The following is a 22,765-nucleotide window of genomic DNA, read 5'->3' as shown; positions in this document are numbered from 1 at the left end:
AACAGGTGGCAGGTGCAGCAGTCCAAATTGCGAAAAGCCGGCAACGGAGTTTCATCACAAAAATGGCTATGCGAAGACCAAATCTCACGACAATCTCATAGCGCTGTGCAAGCTTCATCATAAGATTACACATGCGGGAATGTATAGCGAGCCTACAAAAACAGATCTGCTTTATTTGGAACACAGGAAACTGGCGCTTAGGTAAAAGCCTGAAAAAGTTTACCCAAAGTGTTTGATGAGCCAATGAGCAACTGTGATTATGACTGGATATTGCAAAACCTATCTCCCATATATAAACTGCGGATCAGGGTTTAATTTGTAATTTTTTATTATGTATCGTACACATACTTGTAATGCGTTGACAATTGCTGATAAAGGGAAGAGAGTTGAACTTTCCGGTTGGGTTTATAGGAGACGTGATCATGGTGGCCTTGTGTTTATAGATCTTAGAGATAGATATGGCTTCACTCAGATCGTGTTCGATCCTAATTCAAATAAAGATGTTCATGCAATTGCTGAGGGAGTAAGAGGTGAATATGTTTTGCATGTCAAAGGTACTGTGCGTCCGCGACCAGAAGGTCAGGCGAATCCTGATATGTATACCGGTGAAATAGAGGTTCTTGTAAGTGAGGTTGAAATTTTGAATGAATCAAAAACTACTCCATTTGAAATAGATCAAGATAAAGAAGTAAATGAAGAGCTTCGTCTTAAATACAGATACTTGGATTTGCGTCGTGATCGCATGAGGCGAAATATTATACTTCGGCATAATATGGCAAAATACACTCGTGATTTTTTCTGCAATGAAGATTTTATTGAGGTAGAAACGCCGATTCTTATCAAGGGAACTCCTGAAGGAAGTCGTGAATATTTAGTGCCTTCTCGTATATATCCCGGGAATTTTTATGTTTTACCGCAGTCGCCGCAGCAGCTCAAGCAGTTACTTATGGTGGCTTCTATGGATAGATATTTTCAATTGGCAAGATGTTTCCGCGATGAAGATCAGCGCGGCGATCGCCAGCCGGAATTCACTCAGCTTGATATGGAGATGAGTTTTGTACACAAAGAAGATGTGATGGATATCAATCAGAGAGCTATCATAGGGATGGCAAAAGAAATTGCTCCACACAAAAAAATAAGAGATGAAGTCCCTGTTTTTACATTTCATGAAGCTATGGATATGTACGGAGTTGATAAACCGGATATAAGGTATGATTTAAAAATGGTAGATATTTCTGAAATAGTAAAAGATAGTGGGTTTAGTGTTTTCAAAGATGCAGTTGCTTCCGGCGGCTGTGTAAAAGCTTTGCGAATCCCTGGAGGGGCATCATTTGCACGTCGAGAAATAGATGAGCTTACTGAAGTTGCGAAAATCTATAAGGCAAAGGGGCTTGCGTATATTATTCACAGCAAAGAAGAAGGTATTAAAGCACCTATTCTTAAATTTATGTCTGAAGATGAGATTAAATCTATAGTTGAGGCAACCGGACTTTCTGAAGGAGACATTGTTTTTTTTGCAGCAGATGTATGGGAGACGGCATGTAGTTCTCTCGGGCATGTAAGAATTGCAGTTGCTGAAAAACTTCAACTTGCTGATATAAATGATTTTGCATTTTGCTGGGTAATTGATTTCCCAATGTTTGAAGTTATGGAAGATGGCAAGGTTCAAGCTATGCATCATCCATTTTGCGCTCCCCTACCCGAAGATTTGGCACTTCTAGAAAGCGACCCTATGAAAGTACGTGCAAATGCATACGATTTTGTTCTCAATGGTAATGAGATTGCAGGAGGGAGTATCCGAATACATACTTCAGATGTTCAATCAAAGATATTTGATCGACTTGATATAACCGGTGAAGATGCAACTCGAAGATTTGGACACATGCTTGAAGCGTTTACATATGGGGCTCCGCCACACGGCGGTATCGCTTGGGGATTTGATAGACTTGTTATGCTTTTTTGCGACGAACCAAACATCCGTGAAGTTATCGCATTTCCAAAAGACCAAAAAGCAAAAGACCTCATGCTAGGTGCTCCGAGCGAAATGCCAGACGCCCAATTACATGAGGCCAATGTGAAGTGTATTAACTTATAGCATTGTTCTCAGCCTCAATAACATGTCTCTGTATTAATGGTCTAATATTTTCACTTTTGTGTAGGAAATAATACTCTTTGAGTAATATTTTTTCTTTGTTAGAATGTGCTCGTTATTTTAGTTTATATAAGGAGATGATTTATTTATATTGGTTCCTTTCTATCATTGGTGTGATTTTTCTCCTTTGGTTGGCCATTTTTTCGTATGGGAGGAGGCAAGACTATCTCAAAAGTTTGGATATGGTTTTCTTATTGGTTCGTATTCCTCGGAAGGATTCTAAGGAGGATATAGAGAAGACGCGTGAGCTTTATTCTGCGAGTAATGATTTCAAAGAGGCTGTTGGTGTTATGGCGCATTTTTTTGACCAGTTAGCCGGAGGCCTTGGTTGTGGTGATATGGAGTACAAATTGAGATTGAAAAAACAAGAATTCATTTCTTTTGAGTATGCTGTACAAGAGAAGCTCATTAATTTTTATATAGTTTGTCCGAATGAGCTTATCGATATGGTGGAAAAACAAATCACAGGTTTTTTCCCAGATTGTTTTTTGGAACGAGTTGAGGATTATAATATTTTCCACCCTGGTGCAAAGGTCGCCGGTAGACCACTACAGTTGACTAGGCCAAGTGCAACATGGCTTCCTATAAAGCATTACCAGGTTATGCCTTCTGACCCTCTAAATAGTATTATTAATGTAATGTCTAAATTTGAGGAAGATGAGGGTGCTGCAATTCAGATTATGCTTCGACCTACTATTCAAGAATGGTGGCAGAAAAAGGGGCAAGAGCATGCGAAGGAAATGTTCTCTGGCAAAGATGGTGGCAATGGGTTTATTTATTATTTAAATCCATTTAGATGGTTGAGTGGGCTTTTGAATATATTGGTGCGCGGTGAGAAAGCTGAAGAACTTGCAGAGGCTGCGGCGGACCAAGGTGGACGCAGTACTCCGCTTACTGATGAACAGGTGAAATCTATTGAAGAAAAATGTGGCGCTCCTGGATTTGAGACTGTGATTAGACTTATTACGGCAGCCCCGACCAAGAGACGTGCTAATATTTTGTTAAATAGTCTTTATGGTGCTTTTGCTCAATTCTCAATGGGTAATTGTAATGGACTTGTGAAGGTTAGATACTTTTCTTTGAAGAGTTTTCTTGTTAATTTCATTTTTCGAAATATGAAGCGTACTTGGACTGAAAGGCTTACCGCTCCAAAACAGATGATTCTTACTCCGAATGAAGTAGCAAGTCTTTTTCATATCCCAGATGTACGATACAACACCTCCCCTACTATTAATTGGATGAATTATAAAATCGCCCCACTCCCTAATAATGCACCAAAAGAAGGTATTTTGCTTGGTGAGAATGTCTACCGTGGGACGCGTACCCCTGTATATATGAAGCATCTAGATAGATTTAGACATTTCTATGTTATTGGGCAGACAGGTACCGGTAAGTCTTCTATTTTTCAAGTTATGATTCGTCAGGATTTGAAAGCTGGAAACGGTATATGTGTTATCGATCCACATGGTGATCTTGTTGAAAGTGTTTTACCATTTGTGCCGAGGGAACGTGCCGATGATGTGATTTATTTTAATCCATCTGATCTTGAGCGTCCTATGGGATTAAATTTACTCGAAGCCGGCTCTGAGGCTGAGATGGACTTAGTTGCACTTGAAGCTATGAATATCATGATTAAGATGTTCGATGAAGAGGTATTCGGTCCTCGTATTCAGGATTATTTCCGAAATGGTTGTTTGACCCTTATGGCTGATAAAAAAGAAGGTGGAGCTTTAACCGATATTGTAAGGCTCTTTACTGACGATGCGTTTCAAGCATATAAAGTGAAAAGAGTTTCGAATCCGATTGTAAAATCTTTCTGGACTGAACAAATGGCCAAAACCGGTGCTCGTGAAAAGGCTGAGATGATTCCTTACTTTGCTGCAAAGTTCGGTCAATTTATTACAAATGCGATGATGCGTAATATTATCGGGCAGACCAAATCTTCGTTTGATTTTGGTAAAGTTATGCAAGACGGCAAGATTCTTCTTATGAATCTTTCAAAAGGTGAAACCGGAGATATCAACTCAAAGCTTCTTGGACTTATCATTACATCAAAGATCCAGATGGCAGCTATGCAAAGACAGAAAGTTGCGCAAGAAGATCGCTGTCCATTCTTCCTATATATTGATGAGTTCCAGAACTATGTAACAGATAGTATAGAATCTATTCTTTCTGAGGCTCGTAAGTACCGTCTTGGGCTAAATTTGGCACATCAGTATATAGCACAGATCGATCCAAATGCCGGTGGCGGCGGTAGGAAAGGAGGGGGAGTAAATATCAAGGATGCAGTATTTGGTAACGTTGGTTCGATAATGTGTTACAAGATTGGTGCAACCGACGCTGAGTACATGGCAAAAGAAATGGCCCCTGTGTTCTCTGAACAAGATCTTGTAAATATGGATAAATATAAAGCTGTGATGAAGCTATCTATCGATACTCAGCCAAGTAAACCTTTTTCTATTATTCCTACAAATCCATATCTTGAAGAGGGCGATAAGAAAATGGGTGAAGCGATCAAGCAACTTTCTCGTTTGAAATATGGACGTGATCGTGATTTCGTAAGTCGTCAAATCATACGTCGTATAGGGCTTGTACCTCCGGATGAGCAGGCAGCTGCTGCAATGAAAAAGGTTCAAGGAGAGTAATTGTTAAGTCGTCAAGTCGACCTTACCTTAAGACACTTTTTTTAAAGAGGTTTTTTTGGTATACTTATCGGATTTAATAAAAATATTTATGTTTAAACGTTTTAATACTCTACTTACTGTAACAGTGCTATTTGCAACTTTATTTCATGTAAGCGTCAGCTTCGCTGACGCCACTGATATAATGATGCCCTATAAGCAAACTTTTATCACGACTGCATATTACTCTCCCCTACCCGATCAGGATCATTATGTAACCGGATCATATTATGGAGATACACGTTTGAATGGTAATGGAACTAATGGTGCCAGTGGTGCTGAGGTTTTCCCCGGTATGCTTGCCGCACCTAAGTCTTATCCTTTTGGATTTAAAATAGATATCCCGGGGATTGGTATTTCTGAAATTCAAGATCGTGGAGGTGCGATAGTTCATGCGGGAGAGCTCGGTCAAGAGCACGATAGGCTGGATGTCTGGATGGGAGCCGGTGATGCCGGCTTACGTAGAGCTCTTTTATGGGGCAAACGTACAGTTCTAGCAACAGTTTATGGAGCTAGACCTGAGCTTTTAATTACTGCAGGATTTTCCGGATGGGATGAAAATGAACTTGCACTTGTTAAGTATTGGAAAGAAAATGTCCCCCAATATATTGGGGGAACCGTCGCTAAGTTATTTCCAACTGATCTTTGGTTTGGTCAAAACTCAGAGAAAGTAGCAGAAATGCAACAGCTGTTGGCAGATTTGGGTTATTTCTTTGAAGATATAGATGGGACTTATAATGATGCGACAGCTCAAGCAGTATATTATTTTCAACGTGATAATGACCTTGTATATGATTGGTCGGAATTAGGTTCCGGGCATTTTGGACCGCAAACTAGAATCACAATAGAAAAAGCCAAAGAACTTTTAGAAAAAGGTGAATATGTGAATCAAACCGCTTATCTTGAGAAAATACAAAAATATGATGATTTGAAGGAGGAATTCACTGTTTATACAGATGATTTATATTTGGGATCAAAAGGTGAAGACGTTAGAGAATTACAAAAAGATTTGATTACACTTGGTTATTTGCGTACAGAAGTTAGTGGTTTCTATGGTGAGGTTACAGAGAATGCAGTTAAGCATTTTCAGATGAAAACGGGTATTATTGCGACGAAGGAGTCACAGGGAGCTGGCGTTGTTGGACGGCGTACACGTTCAACTTTAAATGCTTTGTTTGATAAAAGAATTGAAACCAAGGGTATGCTTGCCTCAAAAAGAGATGATACACAAGCTGTTGTCCTATTGGCTTCTACAGATGAAGTCGTTGAGACCAAAGAGGAAGTCCTTAGTATTGATGATTCTGCTGAAATTATTGAAATTGAAGATCTTAAAGCAGTTGAAGATATTATAATCGAAGAAGCTGTATCGGCGCTCGCATTTGGTTCAAGAGGTTCTGAGGTAAAATCATTGCAGTCAGAGCTTAGAAATCGTGGATATTTTAATTCCGGTTTTTTAACTACGTATTTTGGTGAAAAAACCAAAGATGCCTTGATTGCTTTCCAGCTTGATTATGAGTTGATCTCAGATCCATCCGATACTGATGCCGGAGTTTTAACTTCTGAAACTAGAGAATTGTTATTTTCATAAGAATATGGTATATTATATTAATTTAATACTTACATATGTTCAAAGGATTCATCGATTATCTTCTAGGTCATCTACGACAACTTCATTTTGATTTGAAGAGTTCGAAACATACTTTTTCGTGGGTTTTGATTTTAAGTATATTGGCGGCTTCCGTCGCCGGAGTGCAATATACTCAACTTGGATTGCAAACTTCAGTCCTTACACTTGAGATGCCAAAAGATTTTGATGGTACGGTTTACCCTCTGGCTTTGACTCCAAAGTGGCATGAGCTTACAACGGCTGAATACAGAGAAACATATAATAATATTCCTCAAAGCAAAATGCAGCAAATGCCGAGATATAATCCTAGTACACTGCAAGCGTCATTGAGCACTCTTGGGTATTCTGATGAAGAAAATTCTGTTAGAGATGCAAAAATAACTTATTCTGTTGCATATTTGGGTAATTATGAATTAGATGGTGTTGAATATGCCGGTAGTCATCCTGCTATCGATATCAAAGCCCCTATCGGAACTCCTGTTCATAGTATTGCAAATGGAGTTGTGACAAAGGTTGCGGATGAAGCTTATGGTTTCGGGTTACATGTAGTTGTAAAACATATCAACGTTCCAATGGTTGATGGTGGTAAGCAAACCGTATTTTCATCTTACAATCATATGAGTGAGATTCTTGTTAAACAAGGTCAGGTTGTTTCACGTGGTGAAGTAGTTGGTAAGGTGGGAACCACAGGTACGTCTACGACACCTCATTTGCATTTCCAACTTGACAAAGGTGGTACGAATGATGGGATTGGAGATAGCGCCCTATGGCATCCTTATTGGCCTTTTACTTACAATGATTATGCATCTCAGGGACTTACCTTCTTTGATGCTATCAATCAAGGTATAGGTCAGGAAAATGCTATTAAGTACACACTTAATCCTATGTCATTTGTACAATCTAATCTTGTTGCAGATACAGGGGTTATCACTTCAAGTGTTGATCAGGTGATAACAGAAGATTTGGTGGATGAGCCTGTCGTAACTGAGCCTGTTGTTGAACCGAAGGTTGATGATGTAGTACCAGATGTGATCACTCCTGAAGTGCCGGTTGTCACAGAGGTGCCAGATGTAATCGCTCCTGAAGTACCGGTTATCACAGAGGTGCCGGATGTAATTGCTGATAATACTGTAGTACCTACAAAACCTAACTACTCTCTTGAGATATCTTCCAAAGACACATATTTAGTAGGAAATCTAATGGAATTTGAAATATCTATCAAAGATAATTCAGGTGAAATTGTAGAAGATCCTTTTTTTGCCGGAGCGATCATACTTTCCTCTACCGATTCCAGTATTGCATCTTTGAGAACTCAAACTATAGACCGTTCTTCATTTGAAAATGGTAAAACTCTCATTATGGCAGAAGCTGAAAAAGCAGGGGATTTTAAACTTCGAATACCTTTCTCAGATAGTATATATGAATCAAATTTAGTTACAGTACGTGATGATATGAAAGATATTAATGGATTTAGTGTTGAGCATGATGGACTGTTTAGCGTTGGGGTACCTGAGACTTTGACAATAATTCCTGTTGATAAAAATGGAGACCGTACTTCTTATACGATTTTTGGTGAGGTTAAGGTGACTTTGGTTCAAGGGGAAGGAACTATTAGTAAAAATGTTCTGCAAATTGATGATTTCAGTGAAGGCATCGCTCATATGGAAGTAACTCCTAAAGCTGAAAAAGATATAGTTGTAAGTGTGGCTCATTCCTTTATCAAAGGAACGAGTGCGCCGCTCAAGAGCGGCGCTCCACTCTTCTCCGATTTATCTCAGAATCATGAAAACTACGAAGCGATTAGACATCTCAAACAACGTAATGTTATCTCAGGATATCCTGATGGAACATTTAAACCGGAAAAAGGTGTGTCTCGTGTAGAAGCTTTGAAACTTATATTTGCAGGGCTTGAAGCAGTTGTGCCGGACGCTGAGTCATTAAAATTCATGCTGGCTGATTTATTCCCTGATCAATGGTATGCACCATACGTTGCTCATGCTATTAACGAAGGAGTGGTAAAAGGTTACCCGGATGGCACTTTCAAACCATCTCAGACCGTAAACAAGGCTGAATTCGCCAAAATGTTAGTGCTTGGCCTCGCTATAGACATGGATATGACAGTTGCACCTGATTCACCAATTATAGGATCTGACGTTAGACCAAGTGATTGGTTCTATCCATACGTTGAGTTCTTAATTGACAACGAAATTATGGAGTTAACAGATAACAGATTTAATCCAACTGAACCGATGGATCGTGGAAAGGTTGCTGAAGCTATCTGGAGAGTTATCGAGAGCCAGTAGGCACCTTACCTTTTCTTAACAATCCTTATTCCTCTTAATCCGAGGATGGTCATGCCAATGACTATTATTTTTAATATGTAGTGATCGTGAAGATTTATAAAATTTTCTGTCATTGGTGTTATCGTGCCGACAGCGAAGTGAGTTCCGATGCTAATTGGTAATGTTAGAAAAACCCAGTTTAGTTTTGGTATATCGAGTTTTAGTTTTTTAAAAAGTTTTGATAATAATGGTGAAAGTAGATATATTCCCAAAAATGAGGCTACTAGATCAAAAATAGCATATTCGAAAACACGAAATTGTCTTAAAAATTCTATTGTATTCATTTTGTTTTATTAGTTGATTTGAGTTAATTGAAGATATAGTACTTCAACCTTCTCCCTTGCCCAAGGGGTTTTCCGAAGAAACTTTAAACTTGATTTTATGGATGGCTTTTCGTTAAAACACCGTATATCTACTTTCATTCCTAGCGTCTCCCAGCCATATTCAGCTACCAGACGTTCTAAAATATCAGCTAACTTTATTCCATGTAGAGGATTATTCTTCTGTTCGTCGTTAATATTTCTTTGATCAGTCATATGAAGAATTTACCACTAAATACCTTGAGCAGAAAAAAGTTCTCCTATTTCTGTACCATTGATAAAGATGAATGCTTGTTGTATTTCCGGGAATTGTAAAATTGTTTGTCGAAGTTGAGCATCGAATCGAGGAGTGTCACACATTCCGCCAAGAAGATATTCTCCTGTTAAATAAACAGATGCAGTTCTGTTGTTTACGTTTATTTTTGATACTTCTAAATCTGATTGGTATAGAGCATTATATAGACCTGATTTTCCATAATATTGTCCCTTTACAGATAAAAGCTCCGATAGAGTGTCTTCAATCAAATTAGTAGTTGGAGGTATGGTTCTACTAACTGCCAAAACACTATCATTACAGCCAATCTTTTCACCGTTTTGACCATTATCCTCTAAGGCTATAAGAAATATATCAACGGTTTGTTCCATAAATGGATTTGTTTCTATTTTGGAAATTTGTGCCACAGGACAACCCCCAAGAGTATTATCACAGTTAGTTTCCTGATTATTTTGATCAGCGTCTTTTAAGGCAATAATAGGGTTGTTGACAGCCTGTTCTTTAAATTGAGCTGTTTCTATTTGAGGTGATTGCGTCAAGCCAATGCTCCGATTGTTTTCACTGGCATCTTCTAATGGGATAATATCAGAAGATTGTTCTTCGACTTGAATTGTTTTTGTACCTTCTGTCACTGAGCAGCCACCTAGGATAAACAAACCAACCAGGACAAAGAGAAAAGTTTTTCTTGAATTCATGAGATTGTAAATTAATAATAATTTTGTCTGAAGATATTGATACTATAGAGAATATGTTTAGATAGATAGTGATTATATTTAAATATTTTTTTTGATAGGTTTTTCTCTATGGACAAGCTGTTTGTTAACCAGTATACTTTAATTCTTAAACAAGTATTTAATTGACAGGCTAATAATAACTGAAGAAGAAACTCAAAAGATGAGAGAAATGAAATAAATCTTTTTTCAAAAATATTTACTCAAAAACCTTTTACTTGAAAAATTATTTAAAAATTCCTAATTTATTATTTAAAAATTTACTATGAAAACAATTAATAAGAATTCGATACTAACAATGTTAGTCGTTTCTCTGACGTTTGTAGTCCTTTCTATTACTGCGTTTGCGGCTGGTCCAGCAACAATAAATCTCGGTTCAGCTGGTGATTTTGTTATCTTGGCAAAGTCCGGGATCTCAACAACTGGATCTACATCGATTACTGGAGATATTGGGGTTAGTCCAATTACTGCTACTGCTATAACAGGTTTTGGGTTGATAATGGACTCTTCAAACACATTTTCGACCTCATCTTTGGTAACCGGAGATATATATGCATCTGATTATACGATCCCTACTCCAGCAAAAATGAGTACAGCTATAAGTGATATGGAGGCTGCATATACAGATGCTGCTGGAAGAACAATTCCGATTGCGACTGAACTCGGTGCTGGAAATATTGGTGGAATGACGCTTGCTCCTGGTCTTTATAAATGGAGTACTGGCGTAACTATACCAACTGACGTTACCCTTTCCGGTGGAGCAAATGATGTTTGGGTCTTCCAAGTAGCGCAAAATCTTACCATAAGTTCAGCTATGGAAGTTGTATTGAGCGGAGGCGCTCAAGCTTCTAATGTTTTTTGGCAGGTAGCTGGTCAAACGACACTTGGGAAAAATTCAATCTTTAGTGGGAATATCTTGGATCAAGCGGCAATTATATTGAATACTGGTGCAACTTTAAATGGTAGGGCTCTTGCGCAGACTGCAGTTACGCTTGATGCCAATACCATTTTGCTTTCTTTGGCACCATCTTCACCTTCACCTTCAGCTTCGGATCCAGCTCCGACACCTATTGATGGATCATGTTCTTCTACTCATTATAGTTGTGATACAGGTATTAATGAAAATAATCTTAACGGATCTACAGCTTGGACTTGGGCTTGTGTTGGTTTGAATACAGGCACTGATGCTTCATGTTCAGAAGCAAAATTATTACCGCCTACACCTATCGATGGGTCATGTTCTTCTACCCACTATAGTTGTGATATAGGTACCAGTGTGAGTAAGGTTATTGGTCCTATCGTTTGGACTTGGGCTTGTGAGGGGTTGGATGCAGGTATTACTGATTCATGTTCGGAAGCAAGACCGTTGCCATCTACTCCAGACCCGACACCGACACCGACACCGACACCTGTTGATGGGTTATGTTCTTCTACCCACTATAGTTGTGATATAGGTACCAGTGTTAATAAGTCTATTGGTTATACCGCTTGGACTTGGGCTTGTGAGGGGTTGGATGCAGGTATTACTGATTCATGTTCGGAAGCAAGACCGTTGCCATCTACTGAAGCTATAGCTCTTACCACGGCGCCAGCTATGACCCTGACTACAGCGCCAGCTATGGCCATGACTACAGCTGTAACAGCTCCTAGTTTGCCAGATACTGGTATTAGCTCTAACGAAAAAAGTATTACATGGAATATCGCTATATTAGCTGGTATTTTTGGTGCTTTGAGTCTTATTTTTAAGAAAGTATGGAATTAAAAAAAACACTAAAGAAAGCGTTATTATCAATACCTATCCTTTTAGGATTAACTTTCTTCATAGCGCTTTCGCCTTATGCTCTTTCGACAAAATCGATCCAAGTTGGACCAACAATTTTAATTAAATATGTAATCGCCTCCTCAATTAAAGAACAGGTGCTTGTTGGGTTGCCGGTGAGTCTTAAGATCCCAAGTATAAATGTCGACGCTCATGTTGAGTATTTGGGGCTCACATCTAGTGGGGCAATGGATGTATCAGATGATCCTATGAATGTGACGTGGTTCAATCTTGGGCCACACCCTGGTGAGAATGGTAGTGCCGTTATTGCTGGACATTATGGCTGGAAAAATCATACACCGGCAGTATTTGATAATTTACATAAATTAAACAAAGGCGATAGGGTGTTTGTTGAAGATGAGAAAGGGGTAATTACTACCTTCATTGTGAATGAAATTCGAAATTACGGCAAAGACGAGATTGTGCCAAATGCGTTTGAATCAAACGATGGTAAAGCTCACTTAAATCTCATCACTTGCACAGGGGTTTGGAATAATGTGACAAAGACTTTTTCTGAGCGACTAATAGTATTTACTGATGAAGAGTAGTTGATTGGAACCCTATCTTGCTAATATCATTTGCACTTGTCCTTGTAGTAACGTTTATATACAATTTCATTTGCCTTTTTGGGCAACTTGAAATATGCGCGAGTAGCTCAGTGGATAGAGCAGTAGCCTTCTAAGCTATTGGTCGCAGGTTCGATTCCTGCCTCGCGTACCATCTTTTTAGTTATGGATGTAAGTTTTAAGTTACTGTAAGAATGTAATTTTATCGAGATTTGTAAGGAGTATTATGGCGACTAAGTTATTTGCCATATGAAATATGATTGTAGCTGTAGTTGAATTACCATTTATCTTGTAAAGATAATTGATGATCATAGAAAGTATAAAAATTGCGAGCATGCTTTCGAATTGGAAATGTACAAATGCAAATATCGCTGATGTTATTGTCGATGCGATGAAAAATGGACATTTACTCATAAGTGTATTTAAGAGAAATCCTCTGAAAAAGATTTCTTCTATCATTGGAGCGATGCCCACTGCGATTATTGAGATGGTTATTATTGCCACCCTTCCTTCTCCAAAAACCGGTATCATGGATTCTTGCGGGCTTAAGCCAGGCAGATCTCCGACGTATTGTTTTATTATGATAAGTACAGCTCCGAATATAATCAAAACCCCATATCCGATTAATATTGTCTTGATAGCCTGTAGAACGCTTATTCTTTTTATGTTGAAATCATTTAATCCGGCGGCTTGTCCGGTTGTTATTTCTTGATTTCTTATCGTGAAAAACCAAAGCGGTAGGAGGAAAGTTGCTGCGCTGAGGACATAAATAAGAATTCCGTTTACCGCTTGATTTGATGTTGTAAGGAAATCTAATACATGTGTTTTCTTATGTATTAGAGTTAATATAAGTAGGAAGATATTGATAATGGCAAAACCTAAAAGAACCTTAATAACGTCTTTTATTTCCCACTTTGAATTATTTTCTATTTGTCTTGTTGGCATGTTCGTTTGTCTTTGAGTGCTGCAAGTGTACTTTAATAATATCAATAGTTTCAAGTTGTATCATTTTATTATATACCTTATAGTGTTTGCGTTTTATATGATAAAAAAAACAATAGATGATTGAGGATAATCCACAGGCGGAAGTACAATCGGCGAGCTTAGATGAGCGAGTCGTTGAAGGGTCTTTTGGTAATTCCGATAAAGTGGAAAATAAACTTCGTCCTCAAACTTTGGATGAATATATTGGGCAGGATGATATTAAAGCAAACCTTGATATAGCGCTGAGAGCTGCGAAAAAACGTGGCGAACCTTTGGACCATCTACTCCTTTATGGGCCTCCGGGGCTTGGTAAGACTACGCTTGCTTGTATTATAGCAAATGAAATGGGGACTCATCTGAAAATCACCTCCGGTCCCGCTCTAGAGAAGCAAGGTGACATAGTTGCTATCCTCACGAATCTGCATGATGGTGATATGCTTTTTATAGATGAAATTCACAGAACCAAACCGATTATCGAAGAAGTTCTCTATAGTGCTATGGAAGATTATGCGGTTGATATTATCATAGGTAAAGGTCCATCGGCTCGTTCTATGCGTATAAATCTTCCTAAATTCACACTTATAGGTGCAACTACGAAAGTGAGTATGCTTTCAAACCCGCTTCACGATAGATTTGGAAATATTTTTAAATTGAATTTTTATAATGAAATAGAAATATCTGATATAGTTGCGCGCTCCGCGCGCATCCTCGACACCTCTGTAGACCAAGAGTCAGCTGCAAAAATAGCATCCGCATCCAGAAGAACTCCGCGTATTGCAAATAGATTACTTCGTAGAATCCGTGATTATGCTGAAATCAATGATATGACTTCTATCGATATCAAGTGTGCGAATACTACTCTCAATATGCTTGGTATAGATCATCTCGGGCTTGATCAAAATGATCGTATGATACTTGAAACTATAGCTCATAAATTCAGAGGTGGTCCTGTCGGACTAAATACGCTATCTGCCGCTACTTCAGAGGAAGAGGACACTATTGAAGATTGTTATGAACCATTTTTATTACAACTCGGGTTCCTGGAAAGGACTCCAAAAGGTCGTAAGATCACAGATCTTGCAATTGAATACTTAGGCATATAACTATGAAATATTCTAAATATATAAGTGTGATTTTATCATCTCTAGCTCTAATCAGCTGTGGTGGTACTACTACTGAAATTACGCGTGAAGGTGAGTCTGTCACATATACGGGGACTCTGAAAAGTCTTGGTGAAGTTATGGTCGAATCCAAAGCTGATCATATACTCGAAACTTATGATGGTAACATATATTATGTGTATAGTCAGTTTCTTGATCTTGATAAAGACAAATATAAGAATGCGAATCTTCAAATAAGCGGAGAAATAGTGACTATAACCGAATCAGGAAAGGAGATAATAGCGATAGAAAGTATCGTTCCACTGATAGGTGAAGTTATAGAGCAAGACGTTAAACATGATATAGTTAAAAAATATCAGAATTTGGATCTTGGTTTCAAATTAGAGGATCTGGTCGATTTTGAAGTGAAAGAATATATAAATCAGGTCGTGTTTTCAAAAGAGCAAAGTTCATTTAAAATTACACGCCTTGATAACAAAGATTCTCTTACTCTGGATGAATGGCTCAATCTTTCGGATAAGGTTAATGGAACGCCGGTATTTATAGGTCATGATCGACTAAAGGCTTATTTGTATGAGTTTAGTAATACAAAAAATACTTATTTCATATCACGTACGAACCGATATATATACCAAGTTGATTTAACTTTTTCTGATGATGAATCAAAAAATGAATTAAAAACTATTCTTAATTCTTTTAGGTTTGTACCGTTAAAGGATCAAGTGGCTGACAATAGCGAGTCTGCTTCAAATGGGAATTATAGTGCCATTGAAATAGATACTGTTAAATCTTATTTTGGCGAGCATCTGGCGGAGATCGTACCTGATTATGGAGGTGGTGAGTACTCTATATCCAGATTTGAATTTTTAAATACACCGGATGAAGGTCTTCCACCGGATGAAGCCGGTTATGTCTATGTCGCATATGAATCAAACGAAAAATTCGGTCGTATACTGACTTCTTATCACTTCTCTCAGTCCAAAATCTCTGATGTTATGGTTGAGGCTATATTCAAAGAAGGGACTGTTACCGATTGGGAGATCGTTGACGGTGAAGATAAAATAAAAGGTCTCTCTACTCTAGTAATCAGGGAATCTGAAGATGGAGATACGAGCCCAATAGTACTTGAAGAGGGATATAGATTATTTGAAAGTGTTCCGTTTCATTTTTCCGTGCAATATCCGTCCAATTGGTATGTTCAAGGTCAAAGTGGAAAATATTTGTTTAATGATAAACCTCTCAAAGGTAATTATCTGATTTCAATCGAAGTACGGAAGGAAAAAATTGCTGACGCTATGTCAGACATACCATTTTCATTTGAGAAAACAAATTTGATTCCTGATAAAGAAGCTTTTATTTCCCATCCAACAGATGGGGATAAGTATGGTGTTTATCTTGTAATGCAGCGTGAAACCGAAGGAGAAACTTATGTGCTTTGGGCAACTTCTTCTGAGGAAGAGCGACTTATGAAGATGGCAAGGAGTATTGTTGGAAATTAATTTTTGTAACCTTTTTCTAAAATTTGTACTTTAACTTTTGAAACGTTTTTCTACTTTAATAAATTTCATAAATTAACCAATTTAACATGTATAGACCAAGTAGTTTTACAAGAAAAATAAGTGCACTGGTAATTTCAGCGCTTATTCTGTCCTCACTTTTCGTGAATAGTGCTTTTGCACTTTATGGAAATATGTCTTCATCATATGTAGATATAACTGACATCACCGGAGAATATTCATCTTATTTGCCCGGTGAGACTATTGATGTGGAAATTAAAACAGTCAACACACCGGCCATCACCGCCGCCGCACCATCGCAAGGGTGGGCGGTTCAATATTACACTTATGATGCAACGTCCCCTGCTTCATATATTCAATCGTACGTTACGAATAGTCAATATAATGCAACGTTCGATGGTGCGTATTGGCATGCGACCTTCCCAGCTCCAACGGTGCAAGGAAGTTATATAACTGAAGCTTTGGTATATTGTGCAGTCGAAGGTAGTTATTGTTGGAATCTTCTTGGCAATGCCGCCGCCTCTAGAACTGTACAGTCAACGATGTCGTTTCGTTATCAGGTTGGTGCAGATAATAATTCTAACGAAAAGCCTAATCTTAAAATTGAAAATATTGTTTTTGGTGGGAATAATGAGCTAACAGTAGCACAGCAAAATACTTCAAATGTTGATGTGAATCCTTCAACACTTGGGTCTACATATATTTGGATAGATGATATGATAACACCTGTTTGGACTTATAGATGGGATACACTTGAACCATCCAGAAGAAATTTTCTTTATGCAAATAATGGTTCTTCTATTCAGCCACAAGATTTATATGGAACTCATATTGTGAAAGCCTGTATAGATGCACTAAATATTGTAGATGAATCTAACGAGGCTGATAATTGTTTAACAAGAACATTAATTAATGGTAATGCGGCCCCAGTCCCTGCTCCTTCAAATACTTGTAATGCACCATATGTTATGTACAAAGGTACGTGTACAGACCCCGTGCCAGCTTGTCAAAACCCACCTGCTCATTTTATGCCATCTAGCTGTATCGATAAGATAGAAAATGGTAGGTATATCGAAAGATATAATTTTCAATGTGAAAGTGGCTATGTAAGGAATGGTGATTCTTGTGTATCAAAATACGGTTATGGAGATGTAAGTAATGAATCTTTTGGCCCAGACTTAAAAGTTGTTAGTGTTCAAGTGCTTGATTATGATGCTAATCTTGATGAAAATTTAAGTAGCTATTCTTCTAATCTTGGGGTATCTAATAGATCTCTAAAAGTAGTTGTTGTGAATGCTGGAGATGAAGATGCCTATTCTCCATACGATGTTGTTGGCCTTTGGGTTGATTTCCTAAATGGGGATGATGAGTGGGGATGGCATCAAATGTCAACAAAGAATGTAAATGGAAGACATCTTTTTTTAGAAAAAGGGCATACTCGCACTTTTAGCTTCAATATTCCTGCTCAGATAATGAATGGCAATAAAAGGGTGAACTATATCTATCCTGGAAAGAACAGTATTAAAGTAACTGTTGACCGTTCTTATAATAATCAATTTCTTTCTCAGTATCCAGATTACGCTGGATATATAGCTGAAACTGATGAAACTAACAATTCTATGACGATTGCGTTTGATGGTGATTCGGAGGCTGTTGTTTATAATAGCTCAAATACTGGTAGTACTAGGGTGAGTGCTGCAAACAATAGTAATGTTACTGTGCCGCCTGCCGGCTTTGAAAAAGATGTGCAAGTTGCGACTGTGACGCAAGAAAATCCATTTTCTGACACAAATATAAATACACTCGCCGGTAAGGCGGCCGCAGCTCTATATAGATATGCGATTATCGGAGGATTCCCTGATGGAGGATTCAAAGGTTCTCGTCCTGTAAACCGTGCGGAAGCCGCTAAATTCTTACTTTTGAGTCGTTATGAAGAAGTCCCTGACAATGTAAACAATGGATATTTCACCGATGTACTAAATAGTCAGTGGTATACAAAATATGTAATTACTGCAGCAGGCCTTGGTATCATAAGTGGTTACGGGGACGGATCATTTGGACCGGCAAGCACTGTGAACACGGCTGAATTTTTAAAGATGCTTACACTTACCTTTGAACTGCAAACCGGCCTTTCACATCGATTTACTGATGTTGATGCGAATGCATGGTACGCGCAATATGCAGGTATAGCTTCAAAATATAATTTATTCCCTGATAGAGGTAATAAATTAAATCCTTCTAAACTACTTACACGTGATGAAGTGGCTATCGCTATCTATCAATATTTGAATAACCGGGACTAAACCGTTATAGTAAGGCTGAATTTAATTCTTTAATTTTACATTATGTATAATGAAGCGAAGTCACCCATTCTCGCAATTCTCATCACTGCGATCATCGTTGGAGGCGGTATGTATTGGTACAATAATAAGAATGTAGAAAGCGTCGTTGAAGAACCGGAAGAGAATGAAGTGGTCATCGAATCCGAAGAAGAAGTGGTAGTGCCTGCGCCGATTGTGGAAGAAACACCCTCTACCGAAACAGCTCCTGTGGTAGAAAACGAAGCTGAATCCGAAGTGTTGGAATTGACCGCGGAAACGGTCTTCGAACCGCAAACCTTCACGAACAAAATTTATAAATACTCCATAGACTTCCCGAAGAATTGGTACTGGCATCATTATGGAATTGTGAATGGTATGGACTATGCAAGCTTTGATTCCACCGCCCTGCCTGAAACTCTTGGGTCGGAATATGCTGGAAAAATCGTTGTTATGGTAGGTATGCCCGAAGGTTATTCTTCAGTTGAGGCAATGATTGCGGAACAAGAAAAATGGTTGAATAATGTGACGAAAAGAATACATATATATGCTGAAGCATGGTCAATCATTATTGTACGCGGTGAAATGCCGGAAGACGGACTCAGTATGGGCTCATCGAATGTAAGGATGAGTGCTTATTTTGCAAAAGACGGTAAATTATATATCATGAGTGTGGCCGGTCCAACTCCGGAGGAAGAAAAAATCTTCGAGCAGATGGTGGCGAGCTTCAGATTCGAGGAATAAATACTTTTCAATTGCGTTTTTTATATAAAAAGTATATATTTTATATGATAAATAGAATGTAATATAAAGTATATGAGTTCAATACTATTCAAAGTAAATGAAAAAATTCCGCAAGAACTTGATTTGATTCAAGAGGAAGAGGGATTGGGAAATCGTACCGCCACGTTTACTTTTCTTATCAAATACTATTTTTTGACCAAAAAAAACTCTCTTGATAATTCAATCAACATTCTCAATAAGTTACTCGATAAAATCGATACCGATACACTTCCTTCAGCCGAAGAGCAACTGTCAGACATATAAGGAATTTTCATGAAGCCTTTTTTTGCCAATCATTTTAAACATCAATTAAAAAAATTGATGAAAAGATTCCCTCACGCAAAAGAGGATTTGCTTTTGAAGATAAAAACCATTGATTTCAAAAATGAAATTCACATCGGGAAATCGATTTATAAAGTGAGAATAAAAAGCTCCGATCAAAATAAAGGTAAATCCGGAAGTTTAAGGTGCTATATTTATGTATATGTAAACAAAGATCTTTTAGCTCCACTCTGCATCTATAGTAAAAATCAAGAAGAAAGTATAAGTGAAAATCAGTTGCAGTATCATTTTGATAAAATAATTGAGGAATTAATTCGATAATTTTTCGTTGCAATAATGCGGTTGGCACTCTATAATCTAGAGTGCCAATTTGCTATGTAATACATTGGCCACTACTCCGTTTAATATATTGCAGGATATTAGAGGTAAAAAGTAAAGCGAAGAATTGGCATGAGAACTTAAAAAAAAGCGCAAAATGAGGTAGAATGAAGCTACTTCAATATTTTCATCCCTTAATACAAAATAAAAATGACATCCGAAGGACGTTTCGAAAAGTTTACCAAAGAGGCTAAGCAGGCTTTGATGGTCGCGCAAGAGACAGCTAAGCAAATGACATCTTCATATGTAGGTACGGAACACCTACTTATTGGTGTGCTCAGTCAGCAATCATCGCTTGGAGCATCTATTCTAAATGAATTTGGTGTTTCACTTGGTAATGTAGAACTTGTTCTTAAGTCAGTTGGACGTGTCACAAGTACTCAAATGAAACCTGGACAGCAAGGGGGGCTTTCCGGTTTTGCTAAAAAAGTTATTGAGGATGCAGTAAAATGTGCTCATGAACATGAGCATTCATTCGTTGGGACTGAACACCTGCTTTTTGCAGTCGTTAGCCAAGAAAATACAGCTGCTACAGTTATATTGGAAAATATGAAGGTTTCAACTAATGATATAAAAGGTAAGATCGCTGAAACTTTTGATAATTTAAAATCTCCTGCCGGAGCAATGACCGGTGATATGAATAAAACTGCCGGTGGTGGTAAACGAAGCTCTGCCGGTAATCCTGCTGATATGCAGAAAAATGGCATGAATCCTTTGGAATTCTTCTTGAGTGGACTTCATGGGGTATTGCAGGCGAATAACAACGAGCCGCAAGAAGCTTACGAAAAGGCTGCGAATAAACCTGCTGATACTCAGCAAAAAGGAACTGCCACTCCTGCCCTTGATTACTTCACAACGGATATGACAAAAGAATGTCGTGAAGGAAAGCTTGGGCCGGTTATTGGGCGAAGCTCTGAAATAGAGAGAATGGTAAGTATATTACAACGTAAAACAAAGAATAACCCGGTACTTATAGGTGAGCCCGGAGTTGGTAAAACAGCTGTTGCTGAAGGACTAGCTTACGCGATTGTCAATGAAGAAGTGCCAACTTCTATGTTAGACAAAAAAATTCTTTCATTATCTATGGCCTCAGTCGTAGCAGGTACAAAATATCGTGGGGAATTCGAAGAACGAATTAAACAAATTATTGATGAAGCGACTACGCTTGATAATGTAATTCTATTTATAGATGAGCTACATACTGTAGTTGGAGCGGGATCAGCGGAAGGAAGTTTGGATGCCGCAAATATATTGAAGCCGGCACTTTCTCGTTCAAAAATTCAAATGATTGGAGCGACAACGCTTAATGATTACTCAAAACATATTGAACCGGATACCGCTCTTGAACGTAGATTCCAGCCAATTGTAGTTGGAGAACCAAATGCCGAAGATTCACTTGAGATTCTTAGAGGTCTTCGTGAGAGTTTTGAAGATCATCATAACTTGCTTATAACTGATGACGCTCTTGAAAGCGCAGTTACTCTTTCTCATAGATATATCAATGATAGATTTTTGCCTGATAAAGCAATCGATCTTGTCGATGAAGCTGCGGCTCTTAAAGTTATCAAGAGTCCTCAACAATCAAATTCTATAAAAGGATTGCAAAAAGATCTTAAGAAAATCAATAAAGATAAAGAAATCGCTGTTTCAAACCAAGAATATGAAGCCGCAGCGCAGCTTCGTTCGCAGGAACTTAAGCTTATGGAAGAAATCAATGAAGCGAAACGAGTTAAAATCCCACGTAGCCAACGTGAGAGTATAGATGCTGACGATGTTGCAAAAGTTATTGAAAGAATGACCGGTATACCGGTCTCAAAATTATTGCAAGAAGATGCGAAAAAGCTAAAGAATCTCGAAGAGAAACTTGGTAGCGTTATAATAGGTCAAGAAGAGGCTATTCACGGTGTTGCTCAAGCGATACGTCGCTCTCGTACAGGTATTGGTAATCACAAAAGACCAATTGGTGCGTTTATGTTCATGGGGCCAACCGGAGTTGGTAAGACGGAGCTTGTAAAACAACTTGCTAAGCAAGTTTATGACAATGAGCATGCTCTCATAAAGATAGATATGTCTGAATTTATGGAACGTCATAATACTTCACGTCTTACCGGTACTACAGCCGGTTATGTTGGATATGAGGAAGGAGGTCAGCTTACTGAAAAAATTCGTAAACAACCCTACTCTATCGTCTTATTTGATGAAGTAGAAAAAGCTCATCCTGATGTTTTCAATATTCTTCTTCAAATCATGGAAGATGGTGAACTTACAGATGGTAAAGGACGTAAAGTGGATTTCAAAAATACAATTATAATCATGACTTCAAATATTGGATCTGAAGAATTGACTAACAAAGCTGCAAAAATCGGATTCTCACTCAGTAAAGATGAGTTAAATGAAGCTGAAGAAGCTTATGAGGAGAAAAAAGCTCAAGTACTTGAGAAGATGAAGGAACATTTCAAACCTGAATTTATCAATCGTTTGGATGGAGTTCTTGTATTTAGACCGCTTACTCACGATCAGATCAAACAAATAGTGAAATTACACATAGCTCAGATCGAAGAGCGTTTGTCTGAAAAAAATATTCATTTCAATGTAAGTGATAAAGCTTTAGAACACTTGGCGAACGTAAGTTATGATCCTGAGTACGGCGCACGTCCCGTCCGCCGCAAACTCCAAGAAATTATCGAAGACCAATTCTCTGACCTTTGGATAGATGGCAAAATCAAAGAAGGCGACACGATAAATATTGGATTAACAAAGGAAAAAATCACACTAAGCACCGCCAAAGCTACAGTAGCTGCAAAAAAGTAAGCTTGCAATTTTGAGGCTCAGACAGTAGAATCCCTCTGCTTTTTGCTATATGCGACACG

18 protein-coding genes and 1 tRNA gene are annotated in these 22,765 nt (G+C 38.2%); 15 read left to right on the top strand and 4 right to left on the bottom strand.

Annotated features, from left to right (window positions below; all coding sequences use genetic code 11):
- The 5 genes from Q8P68_03735 to Q8P68_03715 form a co-directional block, all read left to right on the top strand.
- Window positions 1–205, top strand: a 205-nt coding sequence (locus Q8P68_03735; protein MDP4008274.1) for a hypothetical protein, incomplete at its 5' end; no start/stop codon positions are given.
- A gap of 126 nt (window positions 206–331) precedes the next feature.
- The gene (gene aspS, locus Q8P68_03730) at window positions 332–2,095 is read left to right on the top strand and encodes an aspartate--tRNA ligase (protein ID MDP4008273.1); all 1,764 of its coding nucleotides are present in this window, start codon (window positions 332–334) and stop codon (window positions 2,093–2,095) included.
- Window positions 2,096–2,334: 239 nt separating this feature from the next.
- Entirely contained in the window at window positions 2,335–4,797 is a 2,463-nt protein-coding gene (locus tag Q8P68_03725) for a DUF87 domain-containing protein (protein ID MDP4008272.1), read from the top strand.
- An 88-nt stretch (window positions 4,798–4,885) separates the two neighbouring features.
- Window positions 4,886–6,421: a peptidoglycan-binding protein gene (locus Q8P68_03720; protein MDP4008271.1), complete on the top strand. Its 1,536-nt coding sequence runs from the start codon at window positions 4,886–4,888 to the stop codon at window positions 6,419–6,421.
- A 35-nt stretch (window positions 6,422–6,456) separates the two neighbouring features.
- Entirely contained in the window at window positions 6,457–8,763 is a 2,307-nt protein-coding gene (locus Q8P68_03715; GenBank protein MDP4008270.1) for an S-layer homology domain-containing protein, read from the top strand.
- 5 nt (window positions 8,764–8,768) lie between these two features.
- Here Q8P68_03715 and Q8P68_03710 read toward each other — a convergent pair whose 3' ends face one another.
- The 3 genes from Q8P68_03710 to Q8P68_03700 are packed head-to-tail and all read right to left on the bottom strand — an operon-like array spanning window position 8,769 to window position 10,091.
- Window positions 8,769–9,086 (bottom strand): hypothetical protein, encoded by a 318-nt coding sequence (locus Q8P68_03710; GenBank protein ID MDP4008269.1) that lies wholly within the window; start codon window positions 9,084–9,086, stop codon window positions 8,769–8,771.
- Window positions 9,087–9,095: 9 nt separating this feature from the next.
- The gene (locus tag Q8P68_03705) at window positions 9,096–9,338 is read right to left on the bottom strand and encodes a VF530 family protein (protein MDP4008268.1); all 243 of its coding nucleotides are present in this window, start codon (window positions 9,336–9,338) and stop codon (window positions 9,096–9,098) included.
- A gap of 15 nt (window positions 9,339–9,353) precedes the next feature.
- Window positions 9,354–10,091, bottom strand: a complete 738-nt coding sequence (locus tag Q8P68_03700) for a GerMN domain-containing protein (protein MDP4008267.1) — start codon at window positions 10,089–10,091, stop codon at window positions 9,354–9,356.
- 301 nt (window positions 10,092–10,392) lie between these two features.
- On the opposite strand from Q8P68_03700, the gene Q8P68_03695 reads away from it, so the two are divergent.
- The 3 genes from Q8P68_03695 to Q8P68_03685 all read left to right on the top strand — a co-directional run bounded on the left by Q8P68_03695 (window position 10,393) and on the right by Q8P68_03685 (window position 12,666).
- The gene (locus Q8P68_03695) at window positions 10,393–11,889 is read left to right on the top strand and encodes an ice-binding family protein (GenBank protein MDP4008266.1); all 1,497 of its coding nucleotides are present in this window, start codon (window positions 10,393–10,395) and stop codon (window positions 11,887–11,889) included.
- Window positions 11,880–12,494 (top strand): class F sortase, encoded by a 615-nt coding sequence (locus tag Q8P68_03690; protein ID MDP4008265.1) that lies wholly within the window; start codon window positions 11,880–11,882, stop codon window positions 12,492–12,494. The genes Q8P68_03695 and Q8P68_03690 overlap by 10 nt, the downstream gene beginning before the upstream one ends.
- 96 nt (window positions 12,495–12,590) lie before the next feature.
- A tRNA-Arg gene (locus tag Q8P68_03685) sits at window positions 12,591–12,666 on the top strand.
- A gap of 29 nt (window positions 12,667–12,695) precedes the next feature.
- On the opposite strand, the gene Q8P68_03680 is transcribed toward Q8P68_03685, so the two are convergent.
- Window positions 12,696–13,457, bottom strand: coding sequence for a type II CAAX endopeptidase family protein (locus Q8P68_03680; GenBank protein ID MDP4008264.1), 762 nt, complete (start codon window positions 13,455–13,457; stop codon window positions 12,696–12,698).
- Between the two features lie 116 nt (window positions 13,458–13,573).
- Between Q8P68_03680 and ruvB the strand changes: the two genes are divergently transcribed.
- From ruvB to Q8P68_03645, 7 genes are all read left to right on the top strand, one after another.
- Window positions 13,574–14,599, top strand: coding sequence for a Holliday junction branch migration DNA helicase RuvB (gene ruvB, locus Q8P68_03675; GenBank protein ID MDP4008263.1), 1,026 nt, complete (start codon window positions 13,574–13,576; stop codon window positions 14,597–14,599).
- Between the two features lie 2 nt (window positions 14,600–14,601).
- Window positions 14,602–16,116, top strand: coding sequence for a hypothetical protein (locus tag Q8P68_03670; protein ID MDP4008262.1), 1,515 nt, complete (start codon window positions 14,602–14,604; stop codon window positions 16,114–16,116).
- An 86-nt stretch (window positions 16,117–16,202) separates the two neighbouring features.
- Window positions 16,203–18,437, top strand: coding sequence for an S-layer homology domain-containing protein (locus Q8P68_03665; GenBank protein MDP4008261.1), 2,235 nt, complete (start codon window positions 16,203–16,205; stop codon window positions 18,435–18,437).
- 42 nt (window positions 18,438–18,479) lie between these two features.
- Window positions 18,480–19,196, top strand: a complete 717-nt coding sequence (locus Q8P68_03660; GenBank protein ID MDP4008260.1) for a hypothetical protein — start codon at window positions 18,480–18,482, stop codon at window positions 19,194–19,196.
- A gap of 72 nt (window positions 19,197–19,268) precedes the next feature.
- On the top strand, window positions 19,269–19,499 hold the full coding sequence (locus Q8P68_03655) for a hypothetical protein (GenBank protein MDP4008259.1): 231 nt from the start codon (window positions 19,269–19,271) through the stop codon (window positions 19,497–19,499).
- Window positions 19,500–19,508: 9 nt separating this feature from the next.
- Complete coding sequence (locus Q8P68_03650; protein ID MDP4008258.1) at window positions 19,509–19,838, top strand: hypothetical protein; 330 nt, start codon at window positions 19,509–19,511, stop codon at window positions 19,836–19,838.
- A 207-nt stretch (window positions 19,839–20,045) separates the two neighbouring features.
- Window positions 20,046–22,706, top strand: coding sequence for an ATP-dependent Clp protease ATP-binding subunit (locus Q8P68_03645; protein MDP4008257.1), 2,661 nt, complete (start codon window positions 20,046–20,048; stop codon window positions 22,704–22,706).
- Window positions 22,707–22,765: the final 59 nt, after the last annotated feature.

This window comes from Candidatus Peregrinibacteria bacterium, from assembly GCA_030700255.1.
GTDB lineage: Bacteria > Patescibacteriota > Gracilibacteria > UBA1369 > JABINC01 > JABINC01.
Note: the sequence above shows the minus strand (reverse complement) of the source record. Positions and strands in the feature narration are given on the sequence as shown.

Excerpts from the sequence above, each read along its gene's own strand:
- Q8P68_03710 (MDP4008269.1), bottom strand. The coding sequence starts at position 9,086 with ATGAATACAATAGAATTTTTAAGACAATTTCGTGTTTTCGAATATGCT.
- Q8P68_03720 (MDP4008271.1), top strand. The coding sequence starts at position 4,886 with ATGTTTAAACGTTTTAATACTCTACTTACTGTAACAGTGCTATTTGCA.
- Q8P68_03715 (MDP4008270.1), top strand. The coding sequence starts at position 6,457 with ATGTTCAAAGGATTCATCGATTATCTTCTAGGTCATCTACGACAACTT.
- Q8P68_03665 (MDP4008261.1), top strand. The coding sequence starts at position 16,203 with ATGTATAGACCAAGTAGTTTTACAAGAAAAATAAGTGCACTGGTAATT.
- aspS (MDP4008273.1), top strand. The coding sequence starts at position 332 with ATGTATCGTACACATACTTGTAATGCGTTGACAATTGCTGATAAAGGG.
- Q8P68_03725 (MDP4008272.1), top strand. The coding sequence starts at position 2,335 with ATGGTTTTCTTATTGGTTCGTATTCCTCGGAAGGATTCTAAGGAGGAT.
- Q8P68_03680 (MDP4008264.1), bottom strand. The coding sequence starts at position 13,457 with ATGCCAACAAGACAAATAGAAAATAATTCAAAGTGGGAAATAAAAGAC.
- Q8P68_03645 (MDP4008257.1), top strand. The coding sequence starts at position 20,046 with ATGACATCCGAAGGACGTTTCGAAAAGTTTACCAAAGAGGCTAAGCAG.
- Q8P68_03660 (MDP4008260.1), top strand. The coding sequence starts at position 18,480 with ATGTATAATGAAGCGAAGTCACCCATTCTCGCAATTCTCATCACTGCG.
- Q8P68_03655 (MDP4008259.1), top strand. The coding sequence starts at position 19,269 with ATGAGTTCAATACTATTCAAAGTAAATGAAAAAATTCCGCAAGAACTT.
- Q8P68_03650 (MDP4008258.1), top strand. The coding sequence starts at position 19,509 with ATGAAGCCTTTTTTTGCCAATCATTTTAAACATCAATTAAAAAAATTG.
- Q8P68_03690 (MDP4008265.1), top strand. The coding sequence starts at position 11,880 with ATGGAATTAAAAAAAACACTAAAGAAAGCGTTATTATCAATACCTATC.
- Q8P68_03700 (MDP4008267.1), bottom strand. The coding sequence starts at position 10,091 with ATGAATTCAAGAAAAACTTTTCTCTTTGTCCTGGTTGGTTTGTTTATC.
- ruvB (MDP4008263.1), top strand. The coding sequence starts at position 13,574 with ATGATTGAGGATAATCCACAGGCGGAAGTACAATCGGCGAGCTTAGAT.
- Q8P68_03670 (MDP4008262.1), top strand. The coding sequence starts at position 14,602 with ATGAAATATTCTAAATATATAAGTGTGATTTTATCATCTCTAGCTCTA.
- Q8P68_03695 (MDP4008266.1), top strand. The coding sequence starts at position 10,393 with ATGAAAACAATTAATAAGAATTCGATACTAACAATGTTAGTCGTTTCT.
- Q8P68_03705 (MDP4008268.1), bottom strand. The coding sequence starts at position 9,338 with ATGACTGATCAAAGAAATATTAACGACGAACAGAAGAATAATCCTCTA.